30 protein-coding genes are annotated in these 25,427 nt (G+C 63.3%); all 30 read left to right on the top strand.

Annotation, left to right across the window (positions count from 1 at the left end; all coding sequences use genetic code 11):
- The first annotated feature begins 218 nt into the window (after window positions 1-218).
- The 30 genes from flgB (at window position 219) to BUB44_RS03300 (ending at window position 25,407) form a co-directional block, all read left to right on the top strand.
- Window positions 219-620: a flagellar basal body rod protein FlgB gene (gene flgB / locus BUB44_RS03445; RefSeq protein WP_073163236.1), complete on the top strand. Its 402-nt coding sequence runs from the start codon at window positions 219-221 to the stop codon at window positions 618-620.
- 6 nt (window positions 621-626) lie between these two features.
- Window positions 627-1,073 carry a flagellar basal body rod protein FlgC gene (flgC, locus tag BUB44_RS03440; protein ID WP_073163235.1) on the top strand — a complete coding sequence of 149 codons (447 nt, stop codon included), beginning with the start codon at window positions 627-629 and terminating at the stop codon, window positions 1,071-1,073.
- A 55-nt stretch (window positions 1,074-1,128) separates the two neighbouring features.
- Window positions 1,129-1,428, top strand: a complete 300-nt coding sequence (gene fliE / locus BUB44_RS03435) for a flagellar hook-basal body complex protein FliE (RefSeq protein ID WP_073163233.1) — start codon at window positions 1,129-1,131, stop codon at window positions 1,426-1,428.
- A gap of 15 nt (window positions 1,429-1,443) precedes the next feature.
- Window positions 1,444-2,964, top strand: coding sequence for a flagellar basal-body MS-ring/collar protein FliF (fliF, locus tag BUB44_RS03430; RefSeq protein WP_073163365.1), 1,521 nt, complete (start codon window positions 1,444-1,446; stop codon window positions 2,962-2,964).
- Window positions 2,965-2,974: 10 nt separating this feature from the next.
- The gene (gene fliG / locus BUB44_RS03425; protein ID WP_073163231.1) at window positions 2,975-3,988 is read left to right on the top strand and encodes a flagellar motor switch protein FliG; all 1,014 of its coding nucleotides are present in this window, start codon (window positions 2,975-2,977) and stop codon (window positions 3,986-3,988) included.
- Window positions 3,972-4,850 carry a FliH/SctL family protein gene (locus BUB44_RS15205; protein ID WP_073163230.1) on the top strand — a complete coding sequence of 293 codons (879 nt, stop codon included), beginning with the start codon at window positions 3,972-3,974 and terminating at the stop codon, window positions 4,848-4,850. The genes fliG and BUB44_RS15205 overlap by 17 nt, the downstream gene beginning before the upstream one ends.
- The gene (gene fliI, locus BUB44_RS03415) at window positions 4,850-6,172 is read left to right on the top strand and encodes a flagellar protein export ATPase FliI (protein WP_073163228.1); all 1,323 of its coding nucleotides are present in this window, start codon (window positions 4,850-4,852) and stop codon (window positions 6,170-6,172) included. The genes BUB44_RS15205 and fliI overlap by 1 nt, the downstream gene beginning before the upstream one ends.
- A 100-nt stretch (window positions 6,173-6,272) precedes the next feature.
- Complete coding sequence (locus BUB44_RS03410; protein WP_073163226.1) at window positions 6,273-6,716, top strand: flagellar export protein FliJ; 444 nt, start codon at window positions 6,273-6,275, stop codon at window positions 6,714-6,716.
- Between the two features lie 77 nt (window positions 6,717-6,793).
- Entirely contained in the window at window positions 6,794-8,305 is a 1,512-nt protein-coding gene (locus tag BUB44_RS03405; protein WP_073163225.1) for a flagellar hook-length control protein FliK, read from the top strand.
- A 14-nt stretch (window positions 8,306-8,319) separates the two neighbouring features.
- Entirely contained in the window at window positions 8,320-8,724 is a 405-nt protein-coding gene (locus BUB44_RS03400) for a flagellar hook assembly protein FlgD (RefSeq protein WP_073163223.1), read from the top strand.
- The gene (locus tag BUB44_RS03395; RefSeq protein ID WP_073163222.1) at window positions 8,725-9,117 is read left to right on the top strand and encodes a TIGR02530 family flagellar biosynthesis protein; all 393 of its coding nucleotides are present in this window, start codon (window positions 8,725-8,727) and stop codon (window positions 9,115-9,117) included.
- A 124-nt stretch (window positions 9,118-9,241) separates the two neighbouring features.
- Entirely contained in the window at window positions 9,242-10,066 is an 825-nt protein-coding gene (locus BUB44_RS03390) for a flagellar hook-basal body protein (RefSeq protein WP_073163220.1), read from the top strand.
- A gap of 107 nt (window positions 10,067-10,173) precedes the next feature.
- A complete protein-coding gene (locus tag BUB44_RS03385; RefSeq protein ID WP_073163218.1) occupies window positions 10,174-11,052 on the top strand; it encodes a flagellar hook-basal body protein in 879 nt (292 codons plus the stop codon).
- Window positions 11,053-11,272: 220 nt separating this feature from the next.
- Window positions 11,273-11,755, top strand: coding sequence for a flagellar basal body-associated FliL family protein (locus BUB44_RS03380; RefSeq protein WP_073163216.1), 483 nt, complete (start codon window positions 11,273-11,275; stop codon window positions 11,753-11,755).
- Between the two features lie 54 nt (window positions 11,756-11,809).
- Window positions 11,810-12,190 carry a flagellar motor switch protein FliN gene (gene fliN / locus BUB44_RS03375; protein ID WP_073163214.1) on the top strand — a complete coding sequence of 127 codons (381 nt, stop codon included), beginning with the start codon at window positions 11,810-11,812 and terminating at the stop codon, window positions 12,188-12,190.
- A complete protein-coding gene (fliO, locus tag BUB44_RS03370; protein WP_073163213.1) occupies window positions 12,187-12,636 on the top strand; it encodes a flagellar biosynthetic protein FliO in 450 nt (149 codons plus the stop codon). The genes fliN and fliO overlap by 4 nt, the downstream gene beginning before the upstream one ends.
- Window positions 12,614-13,411 (top strand): flagellar type III secretion system pore protein FliP, encoded by a 798-nt coding sequence (gene fliP / locus BUB44_RS03365; protein WP_073163211.1) that lies wholly within the window; start codon window positions 12,614-12,616, stop codon window positions 13,409-13,411. The genes fliO and fliP overlap by 23 nt, the downstream gene beginning before the upstream one ends.
- 88 nt (window positions 13,412-13,499) lie before the next feature.
- Window positions 13,500-13,769 (top strand): flagellar biosynthesis protein FliQ, encoded by a 270-nt coding sequence (gene fliQ, locus BUB44_RS03360; RefSeq protein WP_027357075.1) that lies wholly within the window; start codon window positions 13,500-13,502, stop codon window positions 13,767-13,769.
- A 15-nt stretch (window positions 13,770-13,784) separates the two neighbouring features.
- Entirely contained in the window at window positions 13,785-14,555 is a 771-nt protein-coding gene (fliR, locus tag BUB44_RS03355) for a flagellar biosynthetic protein FliR (RefSeq protein ID WP_073163208.1), read from the top strand.
- Between the two features lie 69 nt (window positions 14,556-14,624).
- Entirely contained in the window at window positions 14,625-15,695 is a 1,071-nt protein-coding gene (gene flhB / locus BUB44_RS03350; RefSeq protein WP_073163207.1) for a flagellar biosynthesis protein FlhB, read from the top strand.
- Window positions 15,696-16,011: 316 nt separating this feature from the next.
- Window positions 16,012-18,087 carry a flagellar biosynthesis protein FlhA gene (gene flhA, locus BUB44_RS03345; protein ID WP_073163206.1) on the top strand — a complete coding sequence of 692 codons (2,076 nt, stop codon included), beginning with the start codon at window positions 16,012-16,014 and terminating at the stop codon, window positions 18,085-18,087.
- Window positions 18,084-19,376: a flagellar biosynthesis GTPase FlhF gene (flhF, locus tag BUB44_RS03340; RefSeq protein ID WP_073163204.1), complete on the top strand. Its 1,293-nt coding sequence runs from the start codon at window positions 18,084-18,086 to the stop codon at window positions 19,374-19,376. The genes flhA and flhF overlap by 4 nt, the downstream gene beginning before the upstream one ends.
- Complete coding sequence (locus BUB44_RS03335) at window positions 19,351-20,268, top strand: MinD/ParA family protein (protein WP_083543068.1); 918 nt, start codon at window positions 19,351-19,353, stop codon at window positions 20,266-20,268. The genes flhF and BUB44_RS03335 overlap by 26 nt, the downstream gene beginning before the upstream one ends.
- Before the next feature lie 22 nt (window positions 20,269-20,290).
- Window positions 20,291-20,938 (top strand): flagellar brake protein, encoded by a 648-nt coding sequence (locus BUB44_RS03330; RefSeq protein WP_073163202.1) that lies wholly within the window; start codon window positions 20,291-20,293, stop codon window positions 20,936-20,938.
- A 4-nt stretch (window positions 20,939-20,942) separates the two neighbouring features.
- Window positions 20,943-21,704: a FliA/WhiG family RNA polymerase sigma factor gene (locus BUB44_RS03325; protein ID WP_073163201.1), complete on the top strand. Its 762-nt coding sequence runs from the start codon at window positions 20,943-20,945 to the stop codon at window positions 21,702-21,704.
- Window positions 21,705-21,812: 108 nt separating this feature from the next.
- Window positions 21,813-22,580 carry a flagellar hook-basal body protein gene (locus tag BUB44_RS03320; RefSeq protein ID WP_073163199.1) on the top strand — a complete coding sequence of 256 codons (768 nt, stop codon included), beginning with the start codon at window positions 21,813-21,815 and terminating at the stop codon, window positions 22,578-22,580.
- A gap of 59 nt (window positions 22,581-22,639) precedes the next feature.
- Entirely contained in the window at window positions 22,640-23,440 is an 801-nt protein-coding gene (gene flgG / locus BUB44_RS03315; protein WP_073163198.1) for a flagellar basal-body rod protein FlgG, read from the top strand.
- Window positions 23,441-23,502: 62 nt separating this feature from the next.
- Window positions 23,503-24,009 (top strand): chemotaxis protein CheD, encoded by a 507-nt coding sequence (locus BUB44_RS03310; RefSeq protein ID WP_027357065.1) that lies wholly within the window; start codon window positions 23,503-23,505, stop codon window positions 24,007-24,009.
- A gap of 1 nt (window position 24,010) precedes the next feature.
- Window positions 24,011-24,799, top strand: a complete 789-nt coding sequence (locus BUB44_RS03305; protein WP_073163196.1) for a CheR family methyltransferase — start codon at window positions 24,011-24,013, stop codon at window positions 24,797-24,799.
- Window positions 24,796-25,407 carry a chemotaxis protein CheC gene (locus BUB44_RS03300; RefSeq protein WP_073163195.1) on the top strand — a complete coding sequence of 204 codons (612 nt, stop codon included), beginning with the start codon at window positions 24,796-24,798 and terminating at the stop codon, window positions 25,405-25,407. The genes BUB44_RS03305 and BUB44_RS03300 overlap by 4 nt, the downstream gene beginning before the upstream one ends.
- Window positions 25,408-25,427: the final 20 nt, after the last annotated feature.

The following is a 25,427-nucleotide window of genomic DNA, read 5'->3' as shown; positions in this document are numbered from 1 at the left end:
AGTACTGCTTCCCGGCCCCGGTGCCGGTTTTTTGGTGCTTTAAGAAAAATAAATAACCCCTTCCAGTTAGAAAAATTTGCCTGAAACTGGAAGCAAAATCATTACCCTTATACTCTTCTACAGAGCTAATACAGAAATGGCGCTTTTGATTATGGGGGTGGGAGCGGCCAGAAGACAGAAATTTTTAAAGCGCTTACGGAAAAGCGAGGTGGCGGTTTATGGATCTTTTCGGCAGCCCCATTATAGTGGCGCTGCAGAAGCAGCTGGACGCATCGGCGCTGGCGCAGAGGGTGATTGCCCACAACGTGGCCAATGTGAACACGCCGGGATTTAAAAAATCCTCCGTCAGCTTTACGGAGGAACTGCGGCGGGCGCTGGGGGAGGACGCCCTGCCGCTGGTCACCAGCGACCCCCGGCATTTCGGGGCCCCGGTACCGCTGGCCCGGGTGGAACCCACGGTGGTGAAGGAGGAGGGCACCACCATGGGTTACAACGGCAATAACGTGGACATTGACCAGGAGATGGTGAACCTGGCCGTCAACACCCTGACGTACCAGGCTGCCGCCCGGGCGCTGGGCGACCGCCTGTCCCTTTTGACATACGTCATCCGGGGGAGGTAACAGACGGTGCCTCTATTAGATGTATTCGGCATTAGTGCTTCCGGCTTAACAGCTTCCAGGCTGTGGCTGGATATTACGGCCAACAATATTGCCAACCTGCAGACGGCGGGGCGGCCCAACGATCCCCTGAACCCGCCCTACCGGCGGAAAGTCCCCGTCTTTGCCGAAAAGCTGCGCCGGGCTCTGGACTCCCCGCCCGGCCAGCCCTCCCTCGATGCCGCCGGAGTAAGCGTGGCGGCGGTGGTGGAAGATCCCTCCCCGCCCCGGCTGGCATACGAGCCCTCCCACCCCCTGGCCGACCCCCGGACGGGGTACGTAGCCTATCCCAACATCAACATAGCCAGCGAAATGGTCAGCATGATTGCCGCCACCCGGGCCTACGAGGCCAACGTCACGGTTTTGAACGCAGCCAAGGACATGGCCCTGCGGGCCCTGGAAATAGGCAGGAGCTGATCTTCAAGCACAGGCTTATCCATTCATGCTGCTGACGAAAGGAGAACTCCTCAGAATGCAGGTTTTACCCGTTTCCTTTCTTTCCCCTGAGCCTGCGGCGGCCCGTCCCTCTAAACAGGATGCTGCCGCTGGTGCCGGCGACTTCGGCCGTGCCCTTTTGCGGGCCCTGGAAGAGGTGAACAACGCCCAGGTGCGGGCCGACCGGGTGGGCCTGGACTTCCTCACCGGACGGGTGCAGGACCTGCACCAGGTGACCATCGCCATGGAGGAAGCCCGGATCATGATGACCCTGGCCGTGGAGGTCCGCAATAAAATTGTAGAAGCCTACCAGGAAATATCGCGCATGCAGGTTTAAGGAGCTGTGCAGTTGATGGACCCCAGACAGATCCTGGCCCCCGTCAAGGAGCGGTGGCAGGCGCTGCCCCGGCCCCGGCAGGTCCTCCTGGTGGCTGCCGCGGCCGGGCTGTTAGCCACGGTGATTTACCTGGCTGTGCTTATCACCCGGCCGGCATATGCCCCCCTCTTCACCGACCTGGAGCCCGCTCAGGCGGGTAAAATCGCCGAAGAACTGAAAAATATGAAGGTTCCCTACCGGCTGGAGGATCAGGGTAAAACCATTGCCGTGCCGGAAGATCAGGTTCCCAGCGTGAGAATAGAGCTGGCCAGCAAGGGGGTGCTGGCCGATACGGGGGCCGGGTGGGAGCTTTTCGACCAGCAAAAGTTTGGCGTTACCGATTTTGAACAGCAGGTCAACTACCAGCGGGCGCTGCAGGAGGAACTGCGCCGCACCATCACCAGCCTGGAGGAGGTGGAGCAGGCCCGGGTGCACCTGGTGCTGCCCCGGGAAAGCCTCTTCCTGGACGAGCAGGTTGAGCCTTCCGCCTCCATAGCTTTGAAGCTCAAAAGCGAGCTCAAGCCCGAGCAGGTGAAGGGCATCATGGACCTGGTGGTGGGCAGCGTGCAGGGGTTGAAGCCGGAAAATGTACACATCATCGACATGGAAGGCAACGTCCTGAGCGACGAGCTGGCCCTGTCCGACGAGCGGGCCAGGCTGACCCGCCTGTCCCTGGACCAGTACCAGGTGCGCCGGCAGTACGAAAAGGAACTGGAAACCCGCATCCAGCAGATGCTGACCAGAATCCTGGGGCCGAACAAGGCGGTGGCCATGGTTACCGCTGATCTGGACTTCGACCAGCGCCAGACCACCACCACCACCGTGCAGCCGGGGCAGGTTTTAAGCCAGCAGACCGTTAACGAAAGCGGCTCGGGAACGGGCGCCGTCGGGCCAGGGGGCACTGACAGTTCCCAGACGGGAAGCAGCATTCCCGCTCTTACCGGCGGTAACTCCCAGTACCAGAAGCGGCAGACCACCACAAACTACCAGCTGGGCAGCCAGCAGCAGACCCTGGTGGCCGCACCGGGGACCCTGCGCCGGCTTTCGGTGGCCGTGGTTTTAAACGGCAACTACAGCGCGCCCCAGCTGCAGCAGGTCCAGGACATGGTGGCGGCGGCGGTGGGCCTGCAGCAGAACCGGGGGGACCAGATCAACGTTTCGGCCATGCCCTTCGACACCTCCTACCTGGACCAGTTCCGGGAGGAAGGACCGCCGGCCCCGGTTATGCCGGCTGTGCTGAAAAAATACTGGCCCGCGGCAGCGGGAGCGGCCGGGCTGGGTCTCCTGCTCCTCCTGATCCTGTTCATCCGCCGCCGGCGGCGGAGGTACGTGGAGGAAATGGAGGAAGAGGTGCCGCAGGCCCCCGTGGCCGCCGCGTACGAGCCCGGGCCGGAGCAGCCCGCGGAGCAGCCCGGCAGAACGCAGCGGATCCGGGAAATGGCCCGGGAAAGGCCCGCCGAGGTGGCCGAAATTTTAAAGTTGTGGCTCAAGGAGTAGGTGCGGCAGTATGAACGGGCGGTTTACCGAAAAGCTTACCGGCGTTCAGAAGGCGGCTATCGTGCTGATAGCCCTGGGGGCAGAACTGTCCGCCAAAGTCCTGAAGCACTTCCCCGATGATGAAATTGAAATGATCACCCAGCAGATTTCCATGATGGAAAGCGTGCCCAGGGAAGTGCAGCAGGTGGTGCTGGAGGAGTTCCTGGAAATGAACAGGGCCAGGGAATACCTGATGCGGGGCGGCTACAAGTACGCCCGGGAGGTGCTGGAGAAGGCCCTGGGCCCCCAGCGGGCCGAGGAAATCCTCAACAAGGTAACGGTGGCCATACAGAAGGTTCCCTTCAGCAACCTGCGCCGGACCGACCCCAAACACCTGCTCAACTTCATCCGGGACGAGCACCCCCAGACCATTGCCCTGATCATCACCCACCTGGTTCCGGAGCAGGCGGCCCTCATCCTTTCTTCCCTGCCTCCGGAGAAGCAGAGCGATGTGGCCCGGAGGGTGGCGATGATCGACCGCACGCCCCCCGAGGTAATCAAAGAAGTGGAGGGCGTGCTGGAGAGGAAGCTCTCCATGGTGGTCCAGCAGGAGCAGGCGGTGGGCGGCGTGAAAACCCTGGTCAACATTTTGAACCGGGTGGACCGCAGCACCGAAAAAACCATCCTGGAGGAGCTGGAAGTATCCGACCCCGAACTGGCCGACGAGGTGCGCAAGATGATGTTTGTGTTCGAGGACATCGTCAAGCTCCACGACACGGCCATCCAGCGGGTGCTGCGGGAAGTGGATACCAAGGACCTGGCCAGGGCCATGCGGGGGGCCAACGAGGAAGTCAACGAGCGCATTTTCAAGAACATGTCCCGGCGGGCGGCCGAGATGCTGCGGGAGGAAATTCAGTTTATGGGGCCGGTGCGCCTGCGGGATGTGGAAGAGGCCCAGCAGCGCATAGTGCAGATCATCCGCCGCCTGGACGAGACGGGCGAAATCATCATCGCGCGGGGTGGGGAGGATGCCATCATCATTTAGGATCATCCGGGGATTTGTTTCCCGCGGTGAGGACCCCGTCCTTTTGGCTCCCCGCTACCATTTCCCCGTGCTGCCCCTGGAGGGGCACGGAGAAGGTAACGGCAACGGTCAGGGGCGGGCGGCTGAGGAGAAAGCCCGGGCCGAGGGCGAAAAGATCCTGGCTGAAGCGAAAAGGGAGGCCGAAGGCATCCTGGCAAAGGCGCGGCAGGAGGCGGAGGAGCTGGCCCGGGAGGCCGCCGCCCGGGCCCGGGAGGAGGGCCTGCGGGAGGGGTGGGAGGAGGGCTACCGGGAGGGCCACCGCCGGGCCATGGAAGAAGCCGCGGCCGGGGCCCGGGCCCTGAGGGAAGAAGCCCTACAGGTGCTGCGGCAGGCTGAAGAAATCCGCCGGGCCGCCCTGGAGAACCTGGAAGGGGAGCTGGTGGCCCTGGCCCGGGAGATGGCCGAAAAAATTGTGGCCGCCCAGCTGACCGTCGACCCCGCCGTGGTGCTGAACATTGTGCGGGAAGCCCTGGATGCGGTCCGCATCAGGGAGCAGGTGGTCATTTATGTAAACCCGGGGCAGAAAAAGCTGGTGGAGGACAGCCGGGAGCAGCTGCTCCCCGTCCTGCCCCCCGGTACGGCCCTGCACGTCATCGGCGATCCGTCCGTAGAGCCCGGCGGGTGCCGCATTGAATCGGGCGACGGCAGGGTGGACGCCACCCTTGAAGCCCGCTGGCGGGCCCTGGAGGAAGTATTGAGGGAAGCGGGGCTGCAGGTCGCCGGGCGGGAGAGGGCAGGAGACCGCGGCGGGACCGCTGAACCCTTGCAGTTCCCGGCATCCGCCGGGGTGAGTGAGAGCGGGCAGGATCGGCAGGTGGGATAATGCAGGCGTCCTTACCCCAAATCGACCTGGAACGCTGGCGCCGCCGGGTGCGGGCGGCCAGACTGCTGCGCCCCACCGGGCAGGTGGTGCGGGTAATCGGCCTGACCGTGGAGGCACGTGGGATTGCCGCCCGCATCGGTGAGATCTGCGATATCCACGTGCCCGGCGAAGCCCCGGTGGTGGCCGAGGTGGTGGGCTTCCGGGAAGACGTTACCCTGCTCATGCCCCTGGGGGAACTGCGGGGCATTTACCCCGGCTGCAGCGTGGTCCCCCGGGGCCGGGGCCTGATGGTGGCGGTGGGGGACCACCTCCTGGGGCGGGTGCTGGACGGGCTGGGCCGGCCCATGGACGGGCGGGAGCTGTCCTCCCCCGACCAGTCTTACGTGCCTGTGGACAGCTCTCCCCCCAGCCCCCTGTCCAGGCAGCGCATCGCGCAGGTTTTTTCCACCGGGGTGCGGGCCATCGATGCCTTCCTCACCTGCGGCCGCGGGCAGCGCCTGGGTATTTTTGCTGGCAGCGGGGTGGGCAAGAGTACCCTTCTGGGCATGGTGGCCCGCTACAGCAGCGCCGATGTAAACGTCATCGCCCTGGTGGGGGAGCGGGGCCGGGAGGTGCGGGACTTCATTGAAGGGGACCTGGGCCCCGGGGGCCTGGCCCGCTCGGTGGTGGTGGCCGCCACCTCCGACCGGCCGGCCCTGGTGCGGGTGAAGGCCGCCTTTCTGGCCAGCGCCATCGCCGAGTATTTCCGCGACCGGGGCAAAGACGTGCTCCTGCTCATGGATTCGGTCACCCGCTTTGCCATGGCCCAGCGGGAGGTGGGCCTGGCCATCGGCGAGCCCCCGGCCACCCGGGGCTACACCCCCTCGGTTTTTGCCCTGCTGCCCCGGCTGCTGGAGCGGTCCGGCATGGGGGCGGTGGGGTCCATCACCGCTTTTTACACCGTGCTGGTGGAGGGGGACGACCTGAACGAGCCCATTACCGATGCCGTGCGGGGCATCCTGGACGGCCACATTGTGCTGACCCGGGAGCTGGCCGCCCGGAACCACTACCCGGCCATCGATGTGCTGCAGAGCGTGAGCCGGGTGATGCCGGAGCTGGTGAGCGCGGAGCACCTGGCCCGGGCCAGCCGGCTGCGGGACCTGCTGGCCGCCTACCGCCAGGCGGAGGATCTGATCAACATCGGCGCCTACGTGGCCGGCTCCAACCCCCGGGTGGACGCGGCGGTCAGGGTGTACCCGGATTTGATGCGGTTTTTGCGTCAGGACATGCACGAGCACAGCAGCTTTGAAGAGGCGGTAAAGGCCCTGCCCGACCCCGGTTAATGCGGCCGGCTCACCTGCGGCGGGAGGTCGGCCGTCCAGGAGCGGTAGGCGAAAGGCCTGCAGGGGCAGGCCGGATTACCATGCCAGGGAGTGACTGCAGATGCGCAAGTTCCGTTTTCATCTCCAGCCGGTACTGCAGTTCAGGGAGAAAAAGGAGGAACAGGCCATCCTGGCCCACTCCCGGGCCAGGCGGGAGTACCTGGCCCGGGTGGAGGAACTGCACAGGGCCACCGGCCTGCTGGAAGAGAGCCTTGCCGGCGGCGGCCCGGGGCCGCTGCGGCCCGAGACCGAGCTTCACCTGGTGCTCTGGCGGGAGCGGCTGGCCGGCGAACGGGACCGCTGCCGGGAGGAAGTGGAAAGGGCCAGCGAAAGGCTCATGCGCTGCCGGGTGGAGGCCTTTGAAGCCCGGCGCCAGAGGATGATCCTGGAGACGCTGAAGGAAAAACAGCTCCAGAACCACATCCGGGAGGAAAACCGGGCCGAGCAGAAGGAGACGGATGAGCAGGGGCTGCGGATGTTCTGGTGCCGGGAGGGGAACCGGTAGCCGCCGGCCTGCTCCGGCGGGAGGAAGGTGGCGGCTCCGGATAAATGGCGGAGTCCCGGTAAAGGAGGTGAGGAGTCATGGAGATCAACGCGGTTTCCGCAGCACCGGAAAGACCATGTTCCCAGGGCGGCACTGCTGCCGGCACACCCGCCTCCGGCGCGTTTCTTGCCCTGCTTATGCAGCTGCTGGGCATAGCCGGGGAAGGGCCGGTCACCCCGGACCCGGGCGGCGGCAACCCGGTCTGGAATCCGGGAGAGGCCGGCACCCCGGGGACGCTGGCCGGCGTTTTCCAGACCGTTCCTGCGGAAAAGCTGCCCCTTTCACCCCCCGGGGATGCTGGTATTATGGAACCCCTGCTGCCGCCGGCCTGCAACCTTGAGGGGCCGGGCGAGCTTGAAGAAGGCGGGGACAGAGAGCAGTTCACCGGCAGGAAGGAGGTCCTTCTGGCGGCCCTGCTGAACTTCTGCGGTATGATGGAGAATAAAATGCCTGCGACTGTACCGGCAGGTGCTGATGCGGGGGGCGGGGAGGGGAACAGCCCTGCCGCCGCTGCACCGTGGGGCCGGCTCCTGGAGGCGGTGGTAAATCCGCCCGCACCGCCGCCGGAAGCCGGCCGCGGGGACGGCCCGGCCGGGCAGCATAGGGATGCCGACGTTGTGGAGCTTAAGGGGCCGGGCCTGCCGGAATTGCTGCAGGATGAGACTCAATCTTATGATGCCTTCCTGAAGGAAAGGATTCTTCAGTTGCTGAGAGGCTCGGGAATTCTCGAACCCGGTCCGGGCAGCAGGGCGGTGGACAGCCAGCAGCCGGAAGTCAGACAGCCGGGGGTGCTTTACGACGTTTCCCCGAAAGGGAATTCCGGGGAAACCGATTCATCCGTTAACGGCAGCGGACCTGTTTTTAAGGATGCGCGCGTACCGGTAGAAGCAGCTTCCGGGAGTGCGAAGCCGGTTGAAGCCCGGGAACAGGTGGGGTCTCCGGAGAAGCGGGGTGGCGGGGAAACCCCGCAGGCCGGGATGAATTTTTCCGCTATCAACCGTCATGGCGGCGCCGGCACTCCGGACCATAGTACGGCGCTGCACCAGCCGGCCGGCAGCGGTGGGAGCAGGACGGCCGCGACATCCCTAAACCCGGCCGGTACGGTAGTACAGCAGGAGACTATAAGTCCGCTGCAAATGCCGGTTTTAATCGGCCGGGTGTTGCGGCAGACCGTGGCACGGCATACCGAGGGGCAGACCCACCTCTGGTTCAAACTTGAGCCGGAGCACCTGGGCGAGGTTGTGGTCCGCCTGGTCTACCGGCAGGGGGATGTGAGCGCCCACTTCCTCGCAAGTAACGCCGCCGCCGGGGACGCCATTGAAAGTGCCCTGCCCCAGCTGCGCGAGGCCCTGGCCGCCCAGAACCTGCACCTGCAGAGCGCTTCGGTGTCGGTGGGACATGAGGGCGGTCTCCCGCCCCGGAGTGATTACCAGCAGCCGGGATATAATTACGGGCGGCAGTACAGCGGTCCCGGCGGGGAGCCGGGGGGCAGTACCGGGCAGGAACAGCCGGCAGATCCGTTGCCGGGCGGGATCAACTTTTTCGTGTGAAGGTGGGATGTAAGATGGAGGTAACTGCGGCGAACAGTATCTACTATAACCCCCAGGACAAACTCCAGCCGGTCAAAAAGGAACTGGACAAGGACGCTTTTCTGCAGATCCTGGTGGCCCAGTTGCGCTACCAGAACCCCATGAGCCCCATGGACCAGGACCAGTTCATGACCCAGATGACGCAGATTACCGCCCTGGAACAAATTATGAACCTCAACAAAAACATGGAACTTCTGTTGAAGATGGAGGAACTCTCCCTTTCCGCCGGCCTGGTGGGCAGGCAGGTGACGGTGGCGGGGGAGGACGGCGGTGAGGTTGAGGGAACGGTGGAAAAGCTTGTTGTCGACGATAACGGCCTCAAGCTGGTGGTCAACGGCACTCCCTACGACTACGATATGGTAAAGGAGATCCGGGGTTAAATGAATATCAGGATGCAGGGAATATTGCCCGAACCGCTGGTCCTCCCGGTTTCCAGGGAAGGCCGGCCTGAAAGGCAGGACGGGGCGTCCCGGTCAGGCTCTTTTAAAGAAGTGCTGCGCCGGGAAATGGGCGCGGTCCCGCTGAAATTATCGGCCCACGCCGAAAAGCGCCTGCGGGAGCGCAACATCACCCTGAAGGAAGCCGACATGGAAAAAATCAGCCGGGCAGTGAGCCTGGCCGCCGGCAAGGGGGTGAGGAATTCACTGGTTATCTACCACGACCTGGCCCTGGTAACCAGTGTGGAGAACCGCACGGTGGTGACGGCCCTGGACCGCCGCTCCGGGGCGGGGCGCGTTTTCACCAATATTGACGGGGCAATAATTGTCGAGTAACGGCCGGACCGCAAGGAGGCCGCGCAGCCGCTGAACGACGGAGGCGGCGCTGAATAGAAGTCAGTCGTCGGAAGTCGGAAAAGTGGTTGGAATAACCGTAGATATACGTGAGGTGAGAAGAAAAATGATCCAGTCCATATATACCAGCCTGGCCGGTATGCTCAGCCACCGCACGCGCATGGACATTCTGGCCAACAACATCGCCAACATAAACACCCCGGGGTACAAAGCGGCCCAGGCCAGTTTTCAGGATACCCTTTATCAAACCATACGCGCCGGCACGGCCCAGAGCAACCCTTCCCAGATGGGAACGGGCGTAATGCTGGCCGCTGTGCTCAACAACTTCAACCAGGGGCCGCTTGTGCCAACCGGCCGGTCGCTGGACCTGGCCATCAACGGGAACGGTTTTTTCGGGGTAAAAGCAGGCGATGAAAGCGGAGAGGACAAAATTTACTATACCAGGGAAGGCTCATTTTCAGTGGATAAGGAAGGCTACCTGGTCAATTCCAGCGGCCTCAGGCTGGTGGACGAGAGCGGAAGCGAGATACAACTGGATGTATCCAAACCTATTGCTGCCATAAATGTTTCAAACATGGGGAAAATTTCCGTCACCTACAGCGACGGCAGCACCGCCAGCGATGATAAACAAATCGGCCTGTTCAGCTTCCCCAACCCCAACGGCCTGACCAGGGTGGGAGGCAACCTGTATACCGACAATAATGCTTCGGGGAACGGTGGTGAAGAAAATCCTGCCGGAGAGAGGCTGGACGGAACGCCGGGCAAGGACGGCCTGGGCACCATCGAATCCGGCTGCCTGGAGATGTCCAATGTTGACCTGGCCACGGAACTGGGCAGCTTGATCGTCACCCAGCGGGGGTATGAGGCCAGCGCCAGGGTCTTCACCACCTCCGACGAGGTGCTCCGGGAAACCATCGAGCTGAAGCGCTAAAGCTGAAGTTAAATGGGACCCCCTAATATGGCGTGATAGTTCTACCGCTGTAACTGTTAGAAAGGTCATTGATATTAAACGGTTACCCTTAAACCGGAGGGAGAAAAATGATCCGCTCTCTTTTCGCCGGCGTCGCCGGCATGAAAAACCACCAGATCCGCATGGACGTCATCGGCAACAATATATCCAACGTGAACACCGTGGGTTTTAAAAGCCAGCGGGCTAATTTCCAGGATATGGTCTATCAAATGATCAAGTCACCCAGCGCTCCGACGGGAGGCACCTCAGGAGCAGGCTCAATCAACCCGTCTCAGGTTGGCACTGGTGTTATTGTAGCAGGAATAGGCACCAATATGGGCCAGGGCGCGTTGCAGGGAACCGGACGCACCCTGGACCTGGCCATTCAAGGGAATGGGTTCTTTCAAGTAACAGATACGAGTGGCAAGAGCGTCTATACAAGAAACGGTATTTTCTACATTGATCAAAATGGGTTTATGGTCGATAGTAATGGCAATCTATTGGTAGGAATAGGTAATTATGATGCAACCCCCCCTACTTGGATTGATCCTGGAAGTATACAATTTGTCGATTCAAAAGAAAATGCTGCTGTGGTTGGCTCAATAAGTATAGGGAAAGATGGTAAAATAACTGCATATGATACCGCAGGAAACCAGTTAAAAATTAAAATCGGTTCAAATACACCTACGAATGCCTATGTTGCCCTTTTCACATTCCCTAATCCGGAAGGCCTTAAAAAAGTAGGTCAAAACTATTTTGACGTAACAGATGCAAGTGGATCAGCGAACCTACTGGATAATACTAAGATGTCCAGTGAAATCAACTCCGGCTACCTGGAGATGTCCAACGTGGATCTGACCGACGAGTTCACCAATATGATCACCACCCAGCGCGGCTACCAGGCCAGCGCCCGGATTATTACCGTCTCCGATACCATGCTGGAGGAACTGATCAACCTGAAGCGGTAGTAGATGTATTGTAAAATATTTACATGGCACGGGTGGCGGTCATCCCGGGGGCATATGAGCGGTGAAGGGCGACCGCCACCCATGGAACCACCGGCGGCTCCGGTTATGACCCCATTAAGCCGCACAGCTTCAGCAGGCCGTTGCCGGGTGCCGCCGCCAAAAATTCCGGCTGCCGGCACTCATAATTAAGAGCCGGCAGCCGCAAAAAGGGTGTTCCCAGATGCCTGTCAGCAGAAAAAAACAAACCGGCGGAGAAGGCGAGAAAAAACGGGGCGGCCGCGGCCGCACCATTTTCCTGCTGCTCCTGGCCGTCATCATCGGCGGCGGGCTCACCTTCGGCGCCCTGTGGTTTTTCGGCCCCCTGGCCGGGCCGGTGCAGGCCACGCCTAAGGAGCGCCCCATGGAGACCCTGGACCTGGGGTCCAGGGTAATCAACCTGGCCGGCGAGGGTCCCGGCCGCTACCTGCGGGTGCAGGTGGTGCTGGAGTATCCTGCCGATAAAAAGCTGGTCGAGGAGGTCAAGGCCAAGCAGCCCATGCTCACCGAGGCGGTGCTGACCATCCTGCGCAGCAAGACGGCGGATGAGGTGCTCCCGGTGAAAAACCAGGAGGCCATCAAAAAAGAAATTCTCGACCGGATCAACAGCCAGCTCCTGCACGGAAAGGTGGAGCAGCTCTACTTTACCGATTTTCTGGTGCAGTAAGCCCGGCGCTCCGCATGGCGGAGGCTGAATTTTCAAGGAAAGCAGGCGGTGCCTGTGATCAGCGAAGAAGAAATCAGAGAAATGGTTGAGCGGATGGAGGGGCGGCAGCCGGCGGTGAAAAGGGTGAGCTTCCCTCCCCTGACCGCGCCCCCGGGAGCGGACCGCCTGAAAGTACCCCTCGATTACCTGGACGACGTCAAGGTGACCCTGACGGTGGAGTTGGGGAGCACCACCATGAAAGTGCGGGATATACTGCGGCTTGCCGAGGGTTCCGTGGTCGAGCTGAACCGCCCGGCGGGTGACGCGGTGGAAGTGCTGATCAACGACCAGCCTCTGGCCCGGGGAGAAGTGGTGGTCCTGGGCGGCAATTTCGGCGTCCGCATTGAGAGCATCCGGGAGCCGGGCAGGGTGAAAAGAGGCGGGGAAAAGCAGTGAGCGACGCCGACCTGTTCCGGGCCGCGGTGCAGCTGGTGCTGAGCCTGCTCCTGGTGGCCGCCCTGGCCTACCTGGCCGTGCGCTACGGCCTCGGCCGGCACCTGGCCTTCAACCGGGGCCGTTACATGCGCGTGATCGAGCAACTGCCCCTGGGGCCGAAGGCCGCCCTCACCCTCGTGCAGGTGGGCCGGCGCTACTACCTCCTGGTCCACCAGGAGAACAATGTGACCCTGCTGCAGGAATTCGACCACCTGCCGGAAGGGCTGCCTTTTCCCGATACACCCGCCGGGAAAAGATCAGGGCCGGCCTCCTTCCAGCGGGAACTGTCCGCGGCCCTCGACCGGTTGAAGAAAAGGCTCGCCGGTGACGGACCACCGGAAACTTCTGCAAAGCAGCATCAAAGCTATCTGGATGGGCAAAAAGATGAGCGCAGTGCTGGAGAATGATAACCGCAAAATCTGGAAAGACCATTTGTGGTTCCGCCGCCTGGCGGTCCCGGTGTTCCTGCTGGCCCTTATCGCCGCCCCGGCGGCAGCCGGGGCGCAGCCCCTGCCGGGCATCGATCTGCGGATCACCCCCACGGACGAACCGGCTCAGGTGGTGGACAGCGTCAAACTGCTGGTCCTGCTCACGGTGCTGGCCCTGGCCCCGGGCCTGCTGGTTATGGTCACCAGCTTTACCCGCATTGTGGTGGTCCTGTCCATCCTGCGGGGGGCCCTGGGCATCCAGCAGACGCCGCCCAACCAGGTGATCATCGGCCTGGCCCTGTTCCTGACGTTTTTTGTGATGACCCCTACCTTCCAGGAAATCAACCGGGAGGCCCTGCAGCCCTATTTAAACAACCAGTTGACCCAGGAGCAGGCCTTTGAGGCTGCGGCCAAACCGCTGAAGGCGTTCATGCTCAAGCAGACCCGGGAGAAGGACCTGGCCCTGTTCGTCAGCCTGGCCAAAATGCCCCGGCCCCGGAATGCGGATGACCTGCCCATTACGGTGGTCATCCCGGCCTTTGTGATCAGCGAGCTGAAAACCGCCTTTCAGATGGGGTTTCTGCTGTACGTGCCCTTCCTGGTTATTGACATGGTGGTGGCCAGCGCCCTGATGTCCATGGGCATGTTCATGCTGCCCCCGGTAATGATCTCGCTGCCCTTCAAGCTGCTGCTCTTCGTGATGGTGGACGGCTGGTACCTGGTGGTCCGGTCCCTGGTGGAAAGTTTCCATTAGGTGCGCCCGGACGGCGGGGGCTCCCGCCGGCCGGACACCATTCGTAAAAACAGAACGGCCGTAAGCCGCCGGCAGAGGGGGAAAAGCCGTGACCGATACCCTTGTCACCCAGATCGCCCGGGAAGCCCTGGTGATGATCCTGCTCCTCTCCCTGCCCACCCTGGCCGTATCGCTGCTGGTGGGGCTGGTGATCAGCATCCTCCAGGCTGTCACCCAGGTGCAGGAGCAGTCCCTGACCTTTGTGCCCAAGATCGTGGCCGTATTTCTGGCCCTGGCCATCACCGCGCCGTGGCTGGTCCGCCTGATGACCAGTTACACCACGCGGCTGTTCCAGCACCTGCCCAATCTCACAGGGTAGGGGGAGAGAGCGGAATTGCTTAACTACGGAGCGGCGGCAACCTTTATTTTAATCTTCATCCGGGCCAGCGCCTTTCTGGTTGCGGGTCCCCTGTTTTTCTTTCTCAACGTACCCCGGTCTTTGAAAGCCTTCACGGCCCTGGTGTTGGCCGTGGTGCTCTACCCCCTGGTGCCGGGAGTGGAGCCGGATTTTCCCGGGGGCCTTGTGGGGTTTGCCCTGGCGGCGGCGGAAGAGGCCGGGGTGGGCCTGGTGCTGGGCTTCGTGGCCGGCCTGGTCTTCCAGAGCCTGGCTGTGGCGGGGCAGATCATGGACATTCAGATGGGCTTTTTCATGGCCAGCTTTTTTGACCCGGCCATGGGGCATCAGTCCACCCTCAGCTCCCGCTTCCTGTACCTCCTGGGCATGGTGCTCTTCTTCATCCTGGACGGGCACCACGTGCTCATTGCCGCCCTGGCCAGGAGTTACGAGCTGGTGCCCCTGGCCGGTGCCTCCCTGGACGGGGTCACCACCCTGGCCGTGGTGCGGATATTCGCCCGCATGGTGGCCCTGGGCGTGCAGATCGCCGCTCCCGTGGTGGCGGTGGTGCTGATTATCGACCTCTGCCTGGGGCTTCTGGGCCGCACCGCCCCGGAAATGAACATTTTCATGCTGGGCTTTCCGCTGAAGATCGCCCTGGGCATTCTCACCTTGAGCATCATGGTGCCGCTTTTCGGGGTGGTCTTCCGGGCCCTGGTCCGCATGATGGAGCAGGACCTGTACACAGTGATCCGCGGGCTTTCCGGGTGATTGAAATAAGTTAATAAATTGCGTGCCAGGCACCTGATTTATTAACTTATTGGGAAGAGGGGATGGAGATTGGCCCACGGCGGGGGCGCCCAGCAGAAAACCGAAGCCCCGACCCCGCGGCGGCTGCAGGAGGCCAGGCGCAGGGGTCAGGTGCCCAGGAGCCGGGACTTTGCTGCGGCGGTGGTGCTCATGGCGGCCGTCACCCTGGCCTACCTTTTGAAGGGCCCGGCCATGGAAAGCTGGCAGAAAGAGCTCACCTGGTATTTCAGCCACTGCCTGACCTTCGACCTGTCGCCCGAAAGCCTGCCCCGGGTGATCTTCGATGCCGGCCGCGGGGCACTGTGGATGTGCACGCCGCTTATGCTGACGCTAACCGGTGCGGCCCTGGCGGTGCACCTGCTGCAGACAGGTTTTATCTTCGCCCCGGAGGTGGTCAAACCCAACCTGGAGCGGATCAATCCCGTCAGCGGCCTCTCCCGCATCTTCAGCCTGCGCACTCTGGTGGAACTGGGTAAGAGCATCCTTAAAGTGGCGGTGGTGGCGGGGGTCAGCTACCTGGTGGTGAAGGCGTACCTGCCGGAGCTGCTGCTGGTCTTTCATCGTTCACCCCGGGCGGCCTTCGACACGGTGGCCGGGGTTATGCTGGCGGCAGCCGCGGCGGCGGGCGGCACCTTTTTACTCCTGGCGGTGCTCGACCTGTTCTACCAGCGCTGGGAGTACCTGCGGGGCCTGCGCATGACCAGGCAGGAAGTAAAGGATGAGCTCAAACAGACCGAAGGGGACCCCACCGTAAAAAGCTGGCAGAGGCGGCGCCAGCGGCAGATCCTGCTCAACCGCATCCGCCAGGAAGTGCCCCGGGCCACGGTGGTCATCACCAACCCCACCCACCTGGCGGTGGCCCTGCGCTACGACGAAAGGGAAATGCCCGCCCCCCGGGTGGTGGCCAAGGGAGCCGGGGACCTGGCCCGCCGCATCCGGGAGCTGGCCGCCGAGCATAATGTGCCGGTCATACATAACCCCGAAGTGGCCCGGACCCTTTACCACCAGGTGGAAATCGGGCAGGAAATCCCGGTGGAACTCTACCAGGCCGTAGCCCAGATCCTGGCCCTGGTCTACCGCCTGAAAAAACGGCCGGTGTAAAAAATCACTACCATGGCACGGTGCCGCGTTGCCCGAAGCGAACGACTTGCGGAGCGCCGGTCACAGCACCCGGCGAAGCGAGGCCGCCGGCCCGGCTCTCGAGGACGCCAAACGAAAGCAAAGGGAAGAACACCTGTTAGTAACACATCGGGCAGTTTAATTATGGTCGTGAGGCAACAGTGCCGATGGTAATCCACAGAGAGCCAGAGCCGGCCCGAAGCGAACCACGGTGCGCATCTTACGCGAAGCACTGGAGTGAGCGAGGACGGCGCCGCACCCAACCGGGTTCACCGAACATTTACAGGAGGGACAAACCGTGCCCGCACCCGGCACAACCCTGAGGTCACAACTGAAACGCAACAACGACCTGCTCATCGCCGGCCTGATCGTGGGCATCGTGCTGATGATCATCATCCCCATGCCCCCCCGGGTCCTGGACGTGCTGCTTTCCATCAGCATCACCCTGGGGCTGGTGATCCTGCTCATCACCATGTTCACCACCGAGCCCCTGCAGTTTTCCGTCTTCCCGGCCCTGCTGCTGGTGACCACCCTCTACCGGCTGGCCCTGAACATCTCCTCCACCCGGCTGATCCTGGGGCAGGGCTACGCGGGCAACGTCATCGACGCCTTCGGGCACTTTGTGGCCGGGGGCAACTACGTGGTGGGATTCATCGTTTTCATCATCATCACCGTGATCCAGTTCGTGGTGATCACCAGCGGGGCGGGCCGGGTGGCCGAGGTGGCCGCGCGCTTCACCCTGGATGCCATGCCCGGCAAGCAGATGAGCATTGACGCCGACTTCAACGCGGGGCTGATTACCGAGGCGGAGGCCAGGGAAAGGCGGAAGAGGCTGCAGCGGGAGGCTGACTTTTACGGCGCCATGGACGGGGCCAGCAAGTTCGTGCGGGGGGACGCCATTGCCGGCATCATCATCACCCTGGTCAACATCCTGGGGGGCATCGCCATCGGCACCCTGCAGATGGGCATGCCCGTCTCCGAAGCCCTGCGCACCTTTACCGTGCTCACCATCGGGGACGGTCTGGTGACCCAGGTGCCCTCGGTGCTCATCTCCACCGCCGCCGGCATCCTGGTGACCAGGGCCACGTCGGACGCCAGCTTCGGGAAGGACATCTCCCGGCAGTTCACCGGCTTCCCCCGCATCCTCTACCTGGTGGCGGGAATCCTCTTCGTCCTGGGTTGCATCCCGGCCATGCCCAACATCCTCTTCCTTCTGCTGGCGGGGGCCAGCTTTATCGCCGGCAGGAGCCTGGTGCAGGAAAAGCAAAGGGAGGAGGTGCGGCGGCAGGAGGCCCGGGCCAGGCAGCAGGCGCAGGAGATCCGCCGGGAGCCGGAAAACGTGGCCACGTACTTCCAGGTGGACCCCCTGCAGATAGAAATCGGCTACAACCTCATCCCCCTCACCGACGAGTCCCAGGGCGGGGACCTGCTGCACCGGCTGGCGGCGGTGCGCCGGCAGTGCGCCGTGGAACTGGGAATTTACGTGCGGCCCATCCGCATCCGGGATAACCTGCAGCTGTCGCCCAACGCCTACGTCTTTAAAATCCGGGGCGAGGAGGCTGCCCGGGGGGAACTGCTGCCCGGCCATTACCTGGTGATGGACCCCACGGGGCAGGCCACCGGTATTCCGGGCATACCCACCACCGAGCCCACCTTCGGCCTGCCGGCCTGGTGGGTGCCGGCCGGGGAAAAGGAGAGGCTGGAGCTGGCCGGGCTGACGGTGGTGGATCCCTCCACCGTTATGGTCACCCACCTGACGGAATTCATTAAGGCCCACGCCCATGAGCTGCTGGGCCGACAGGAAGTGAAGGAACTGCTGGAGGTCATTAAGGAAAAGGACCCGGCGGTGGTGGAGGAGCTGGTTCCCGACCTGCTGACCCTGGGCGAGGTGCAGAAGGTGCTGCAGAATCTCCTGCGGGAAAGGGTGCCCCTCAGGGACCTGGTGAGCATCTGCGAGGCCCTGGCCGACGGGGCCCGCCTGAACCGGGACAGCGATTTTCTCACCGAGCACGTGCGCAGCCGCCTTTCCCGCACCATCACCCGGCTGTACCTGACCCCGGAGAACAAGCTGGCCGTGCTCACCCTGCACCCCCGGCTGGAGCAGGCCATCACGGACTCCATCCAGCAGACCCAGCTCGGGGCCTACCCGGTGCTGGAGCCCGGGCTGGCCCGCAAGATCCTGGAAAAGCTCCGGGAGCAGGCCGAGAAGCTGAGCCTCAAAGGGCAGATCCCGGTGGTGCTCTGCTCGCCCCGCGTAAGGCTGCCCTTCCGCAGGTTGATTGAACGCAGCCTGCCGGCGGTGACCGTGCTGTCCTTGAACGAAGTGGCGCCGGGCATCGAAGTGGAAGTAGTGGGGACGGTGAGTGCGGAGTGAAGATCAAGAAGTATATTGTCAGGGAAATGCAGGAGGCCATGCGCCTGATCCGGGAGGATATGGGGCCCGAGGCGGTCATCATTTCCAGCTACCGCCTGCCCCGAAAACACCTGCTGGACTTCTTCCGGCCGCCCCAGCTGGAGGTGACCGCGGCCCTGGACGAACTGCCCGCCGCGCCCCCGGCAGCGGAACTGCCGCCGGGGCCGGCCGCCGGGCCGCAGCCCCCCGCTTCCAGGGAGGGCGGCACGGCGGCCGCGGGCACCCCCTCGCCGGCACCGGCCCCGCAGGTCCGGCGCACACGCAGGGAAGAAATGCCGGGGCCGGAGGGGCGGGTGCCGCCTGCACCCGGCCCGGCCGGGGCACTGTCCACCGGCGGCAGCGGGCCCGTCCCTGATGCGGGCCCGCCTGCCGGCCGGGAACGGGGTGATTTTCCCTCCTTCCGGGCCATTCTGAAACGACAGGAGGAAGCCATGATGGACGGGGACGTTCGGGAAAAATGGCGGCGGCGCCTGCTGGATATGGAAGTGCTGGAAGGGGTGGTGGAAATGCTCCTGGACGGCCTGGAGCCCGGCACCCCCGCCGGGGAGGACGAGGACTTCCTGCTCCTGCAGCTGAAGGGACGGGTGGTTTCCCTGGTGGAGGAGGCCTACTCCAGCCGTGATGATCGGAACGGGAAGATCCGGGTTTTCATCGGCCCCACCGGGGCGGGGAAAACCACCACCCTGGCCAAGCTGGCCGCCAGGCAGGCACTTTTCGAGCGCAAAAGGATAGCGCTGGTTGCCGTGTACAGCCACCGCTTCGGGGCGGTGGAGGAGCTGAAGTTTTACGGTCAGACCATTGGCGTGCCGGTGGAAGTGGTGATGACCCCCGCCGAACTGGCCTCGGCGGTGGAGGCCCACCAGGACAAGGAGACCGTTTTCATCGATACGGAGGGGATCTCCTGCCGCAATGCCGGCCAGTTGCTCAAGTTGAAAGGTTTTGTGGATGCCCTGCCGCCGTCCCGCCGGGTCTACCTGGTCCTGAGCGCCACCACCCGCAACCGGGACCTCCTGCATATGGCCCGGGAATTCGACCGGGTGGGGTACTCGGAGTTCATCTTCACCAAGCTGGATGAAACGCAAACCCGGGGAGGGGTGTTGAACCTGGTCCACCAGATGCGCCGGCCGGTAAGCTACGTCACCGGCGGGCAGAACGTCCCCGACGACATCGCCGGCCTGACTCCCCGGCGCCTGGCCGCCCTCCTCCTGGAGGGGGTCGAAGAAGATGCGGGGGCGCTCCTCCGGATTTAAGGGCGGGCGCATCTTCGGCCGCGTGCCCGGCAGTTTCCCGGAAGGAGCGGTGCCGCCGGCGGAAGAACCGCGGGCCGCTGCCGCCCGGGTCATCGCCGTTACCAGTGGCAAGGGCGGGGTGGGCAAGAGCAACCTGGCGGTCAACCTGGGCCTGGCCCTGGCCGCGCTGGAACAGCGGGTGATCATCCTGGACGCCGACCTGGGCCTGGCCAACGTGGAAGTGCTCCTGGGGCTGACTCCCCCCTGCACCCTCTACGACTGCCTCTACCGGGGCCGGGACATCCGGGAAGTGCTGGTGCCCGCCCCGGGCGGGGTGCAGCTGATATCCGGCGGCTCGGGTTTCCTGGAGCTGGCCAATCTGGACCGGGCACACTGGCAGAGGCTGCTTTCGTCCATGGCTCTCCTGGACGGGCTGGCCGACTTCGTGCTCGTCGATACGGGGGCGGGGCTTTCCCGGAACGTGCTGGGCTTCCTGGCTGCCGCCGGGGAAGTGATCGTGGTCGTCACCCCCGAGCCCACTTCCCTTACCGACGGCTACAGCCTGATCAAGGTGCTGGCCCGCTTCAACCTGCACCGGCAGGTGCTGCTGGCGGTCAACCGGGCCGGCAGCGAGCAGGAGGCCCTGGACACGGCCCGCCGGCTGGAGATGGTGGCCGGCCGCTTTCTGAACCTGCCGGTGGTCTACCTGGGAGCCATTCCCGAGGACCGGGTGGTGCACCGGGCAGTGCGGGAGCAGAGGCCTTTTTACCTGGCAGAGCCCCGCTCCCGGCCCGCCAGGAGTGTGGCCGCCATGGCCCGCTTTCTTGCCGGCGGCATGTCCCGGGAGGACCAGTCCCGGCCGGGCCTGCGGGGTTTCGTGCAGCGCCTGGCCAGGCTGTTCAACCGCCAGTGAAAGTTTACGGGAGGTACGGATTTTGTTTGACCAGCTCACCATCAACCAGAAGATCGAGGTGGCGAGGGAGGGGGAAGGGGACTGGTACGCCTCCGCCGTTCAGGATATCAGCGGGCGTGAGCTGCACGTTTTGCTGCCCCGCCTGCGGGGGAACGTCCTCATCCTGGGCCCGGGGGACCGGGTGAGCGTGCGCTTTTTTGATGAGTCGGCCAGCTTTGTTTTCCCCGCCCGCTGCCTGGGTCGGATTGGAAAAGAGGTACCCCTCTACCGCCTGGTTCCCACCGGTGAGTGCCGGCGGGTGCAGCAGCGCCGGCACGTGCGCCTGAAAACCCTCCTGGAAGTCCATTACGTCCGGCTGCCGGAGGAAGGCGGGCACCAGGCTGCTTATAAAAAGGCCTATACGGTGGATATCAGCGGCGGGGGAATGCTCCTGGCCGTGGACGAGCCGCTCCCGCCCGGCCGGGAAGTGCTGCTTATGTTTAACCTGCCCCTGCAGCAGGGGGCCCGGAAGATGGAGCTCCGCGGCCGGGTGCTGCGGCTGATGGAGAAGGAAAAATCAAAATACCATGCGGCCCTGGAATTTGTGGATATCACCACCGCCCAGCAGGATTTGATCATGCGCTATATTTTCCAGTGCATGGCCCGCCAGGCCCGGCTTACCAGGAAGTGAGAACGTGGATAACGCTGCCGACAGGGAAAAACTCTGGCAGGAATTCAAGCGGACAAGAAGCCCGGAGATCCGCCACCGGCTCATCCTTTCCTACCTCTGGCTGGTTAAGTACCTGGCCGGCCGGCTGGCCGTCAGGCTGCCGTCGTGCCTGAGCCAGGAAGACCTGGAGAGCTGCGGTATCTTCGGGCTGATCGAGGCCATCGACAAGTTCGACCCGGACCTGGGGCACAATTTTGAAGCCTACGCCACCACCCGGGTGCGGGGAGCCATGCTGGACGAGCTGCGCCGGGCTAACTGGATGCCCCGCACCCTCTGGCGCAGGGTCCAGCAGCTCAGGGCCGCCCGGGAGAAACTGGAGAACCACTACCAGGAAAAGGTGCCCGTGGACGCGCTGGCGGAGGAAATGGGCCTTTCCCGGTCCGAGGTGCGCTACCTGGACAACCAGCTCTGCCGCCTGCATACCCTCTCCCTGGATGAAATGGTGGCCGCGGGCAACGGCGAGCCGGTCCGGCTGGGGGACCTGCTCCCCGACGAAACCAGCCCCGATCCCCTGGAGCACGTAACGGAAGAAGAGAACAGGGAGCTTCTGGCCCGGGCGGTGGCCAGCCTGCCGGAGAAAGACCAGCTGGTGCTGGCCCTGTATTACCAGGAGGGCCTGACCTTAAAGGAAATCGGGGCTGTCCTGGATGTTTCCGAGTCCAGGGTGTGCCAGCTGCACAGCCGGGCCATCAACCGCCTGCGCCAGAAGCTGGCCGGGCGGGCTTGAAAAGTTATGCGCGGGCGGGTGCTCCGGTAACCTCCGGGGGCGGTCCGGAGATAACGCCGCGCCCGGCGAGTTACCGAAGCCGAATTTCTCAAGAGGGGGGAACCCGACGTGATCCGTGGTCTTTATACCGCCGCCACCGGCCTGGGCGTCCAGCAGGCCCGGCTGGACGTGCTGGCAGCCAACCTGGCCAACGCCTCCACCAGCGGCTTCAAGGCCGATAATGTTGTGCAGAAGCCTTTCCCCGAACTGCTGCTGGTGGAGCAGCAGGAGGGGACTTTCAGAACCGGCCCCGGCTGGCGCTACGTGGGCACAACCAACCAGGGCGCAGCCGTTGCCCGGGTGGTGACCAATTTTTCCCCCGGCGCTCTCCAGCCCACGGGCAGGAGCACCCACCTGGCCCTGACCGATCCCGGCGCTTTCCTGGCAGTGCAGACCCCGCAGGGAGAACTTTACACCCGGGACGGCAACCTGGGCGTGGACGGCGAGGGCTACCTGGTGGACTCCCGCGGCAACCGGGTGCTGGGGGAAGCCGGCCCGGTGCGGGTGGGGACTGATGATTTCCAGGTCACCGCCGGGGGAGAAATAATCCGGCCCGGGCAGGGAACGGTGGGCCGCCTGCGCATAGTCCGGTTTGCCGACCTGAACCTGCTGACCAAAACCGGGGATAACTACTTTGCGGCTCCCGCCGGCAGCGCCCGGCCGGCGGCCAGCCCTGAAGTCCGCCAGGGTTTTCTGGAAGGGTCCAATGTGGACCCTGCCGCCTCCATGGTGCAGCTGGTCAGCGCCGCGCGCTCCTATGAGGCCAACCAGCGCATCCTGCAGGCCCAGGACCAGCTCCTGGACCTGGCGGTCAACCGGGTGGGAGCGCTGCGCTAACTTTAAACGGCGCGCCCCGTCCCTGCTGACATTGAAATCTCTTTAAACGAGGTGATCCCATGCTGCGGGCCCTGTCCACCGGAGCCGCGGGGCTTTACGCCCAGCAGCTCCGCCTGGATACCTGTGCCAGCAACCTGGCCAATATCAACACTTCCGGCTACAAGAGGCAGGAAGTAAGCTTTGCCGACCTGCTCTACCAGGAAATGGGGCGGGAGGGCATACCCGCCGAAAGGCAGGTTTTGCCGGGGGCACCCAATCCCGGCCCCACGCCTCCGGAAGGAAGCGGTGTGCGGGTGGCCGCAGTCACCCGGGACTTCCGGCCCGGCAGCCTGATCCGCACCGGACAGCCCCTGGACGCGGCCATCCAGGGCGGCGGCTTTTTCCGGGTGCGCCTGCCCGGGGGGGAATACGCCTACACCAGGAACGGCAGATTTACCGTGGATTCCGGTGGGCGCCTGGTGACCGAACAGGGCTACCCCCTGGACCCGGAAATTGTTTTGCCTGACGGATACCGTTCCGTAACCCTTCATTCCGACGGGAGGGTGACGATTATAAACAGTGACCGGCAGGAAGAGGAAGCTGGCCGGCTGACCCTTTACTCCTTCACCAACCCGGCGGGACTCGCCGCCCGGGGAGAGAACCTCTACCTGGCCACGGCGGCCAGCGGCGGGGCGGTGGAATTCCAGCCGGGGAACGGCGGCACGGGTGCTCTGATCCCGGGCTGCCTGGAGGCTTCCAACAGCGACCTGACGGTGGAGATGACTGCCCTGGTGGAAGCCCAGCGGGCCTACCAGCTGAGCCTGCGGGTGGTCGGCACCGCCGACGAAATGTGGGGCATGGCCAACAACCTGCGCAAGTGATGTCGCTGCCTGTTCCGGGATGATTGAATAAGAACGGCAGGCAGCCTAGAAGGAGGAATGGAATGGAGCCGGCCAAGTTTGATAGACCTGTGGAGATACAGGTGGGCATTGCCGATTATAAAATCGGCAGGGAGCCGGCCCGGCTGATTACCCTGGGCCTGGGTTCCTGTGTGGGGGTAAGCCTTTATGACCCGGCGCTCAAGCTGGGCGGGCTCCTGCACCTGATGCTTCCGGACAGCACCCAGTTTAACAACGTGACCAAGCCGGCCAAGTTTGCCGACCTGGGCATTCCCCTGCTGATCGACGAAATGAAAAAAAACGGGGCCCATCTGAGCCGCCTGCAGGCCAAGCTGGTGGGGGGCGCCCAGATGTTTTCGGGCCTGGACAGCAAGATGATCCTGAACATCGGCCAGCGCAACGTGGAAAAGGCCCGGGCAATGTTAAGGGAAGCAGGTATTCCCATCCTGGCTGAAGAAGTAGGAGGTAACCGGGGGAGGACCATGATTTTCGACACCAGCAACGGTCAGGTGAGCATCCGCATGCTGGGGAGCAAGCTGAAGGTGATCTGAAGTGGATTTTGCCAGTTTTAAAGAAATGATGCGCCGGCATTTTCACCTGGACCTGAACAGCTACAAGGAAACCCAGCTCAGAAGGCGGCTGGATGCCTACCTGGTGCGGCGCCAGCTTCCTGATTATGGAGCCCTGTTTCAAAAGCTGGTGGGCGACCCCGCCGCTTACCGGTCCTTTGTGGACTACCTGACCATCAACGTATCGGAGTTTTTTCGGGACCCGGAAAGGTTCCGGGAGCTGGAAAGCATCATCCTGCCCGGCCTCCTGAAAGAAAAGAGGACGCTGAAAATATGGAGCGCCGGCTGTGCCGCGGGCGCCGAGCCGTACTCGGTGGCCATCATTCTGGAGGAGCTCACCCCGGGGCACCTGCATCACCTGGAGGGAACGGACATAGACCAGAATATCCTGGCCAGGGCAAGGGAAGGCCGGTATCCTCCCGAGGCCGTGCGCAACGTCAGCCCGCAGCGGCTGGCCCGGTTCTTCACCCGGGAGGGCAATTTTTACGTCATCGATGAGAAACTGCGCCGGCGGGTGAATTTCCGCCGCCAGGATCTCCTGAACGATTCCTTTGGCCGGGGTTACGACCTCATCCTGTGCCGTAACGTGACCATCTACTTTACCCGGGAGGCCCAGGACAGGCTCAACGATAAACTGGCCCGGGCGCTGGCCCCGGGCGGGGTGCTGTTTATTGGCGGGAGCGAGATGATCTTCAATTACCGGGAACTGGACCTGGAAAAGATACGCACCTGCTTTTACCGCAGGCGGGCTGCAAAGGGGGATAACTTTTGAGCTACAGGAACCTTTCGCCGGTGGAACTGGACGCCCTCAGGGAAATCAGTAACATCGGGCTGGGCAACGCGGTGACCTCCCTGGCCCAGTTAATCAACCGCCGGGTGAACATGCGCGTGCCCCGCAGCAGTTTCCTGCCCTTCGAGGAGATGATCGAGCTGGTGGGCGGGTACGAGGAGCTGGTGGGCTGCGTGAGCCTGCGGGTGCTGGGGGACGCGCCGGGAATAGTGCTGTACATTTTTGACGGGGAGAGTACCCTCCGCCTTGTGGACATGCTCCTGGGGCTGCCGGTGGGGACCACCGGTGAGCTGGACGAGATGGCCCGGTCGGCGATAAAGGAGATCGGCAATGTGCTCACCGGTTCCTTTGTCAGCGCCATCAGCATGATGACCGGTTTGAACATGATCACCACCGTGCCCCTGTTTGCCTTCGATATGCTGGGGGCGGTGCTGACCTCCTTGATGGTGGCTGCCGGCAGGGTGGAAGAACAGGTGCTGGTTATAGAAACGGAGCTGTTCCAGGAAGATGAAACGTTGATCAAAGGGCACTTTTTCCTGCTCACCGAGCCGGGGGCCATTGAACGTTTAATGGCTGCCCTCGGTTTATAAGATGGAGCTTTTTCAGTACA

This window comes from Desulfofundulus australicus DSM 11792, from assembly GCF_900129285.1.
Taxonomy (GTDB): Bacteria; Bacillota; Desulfotomaculia; order Desulfotomaculales; family Desulfovirgulaceae; genus Desulfofundulus; species Desulfofundulus australicus.
The sequence above is the reverse complement of the archived record's forward strand: the minus strand, read 5'-3'. Positions and strand labels throughout refer to the sequence as shown.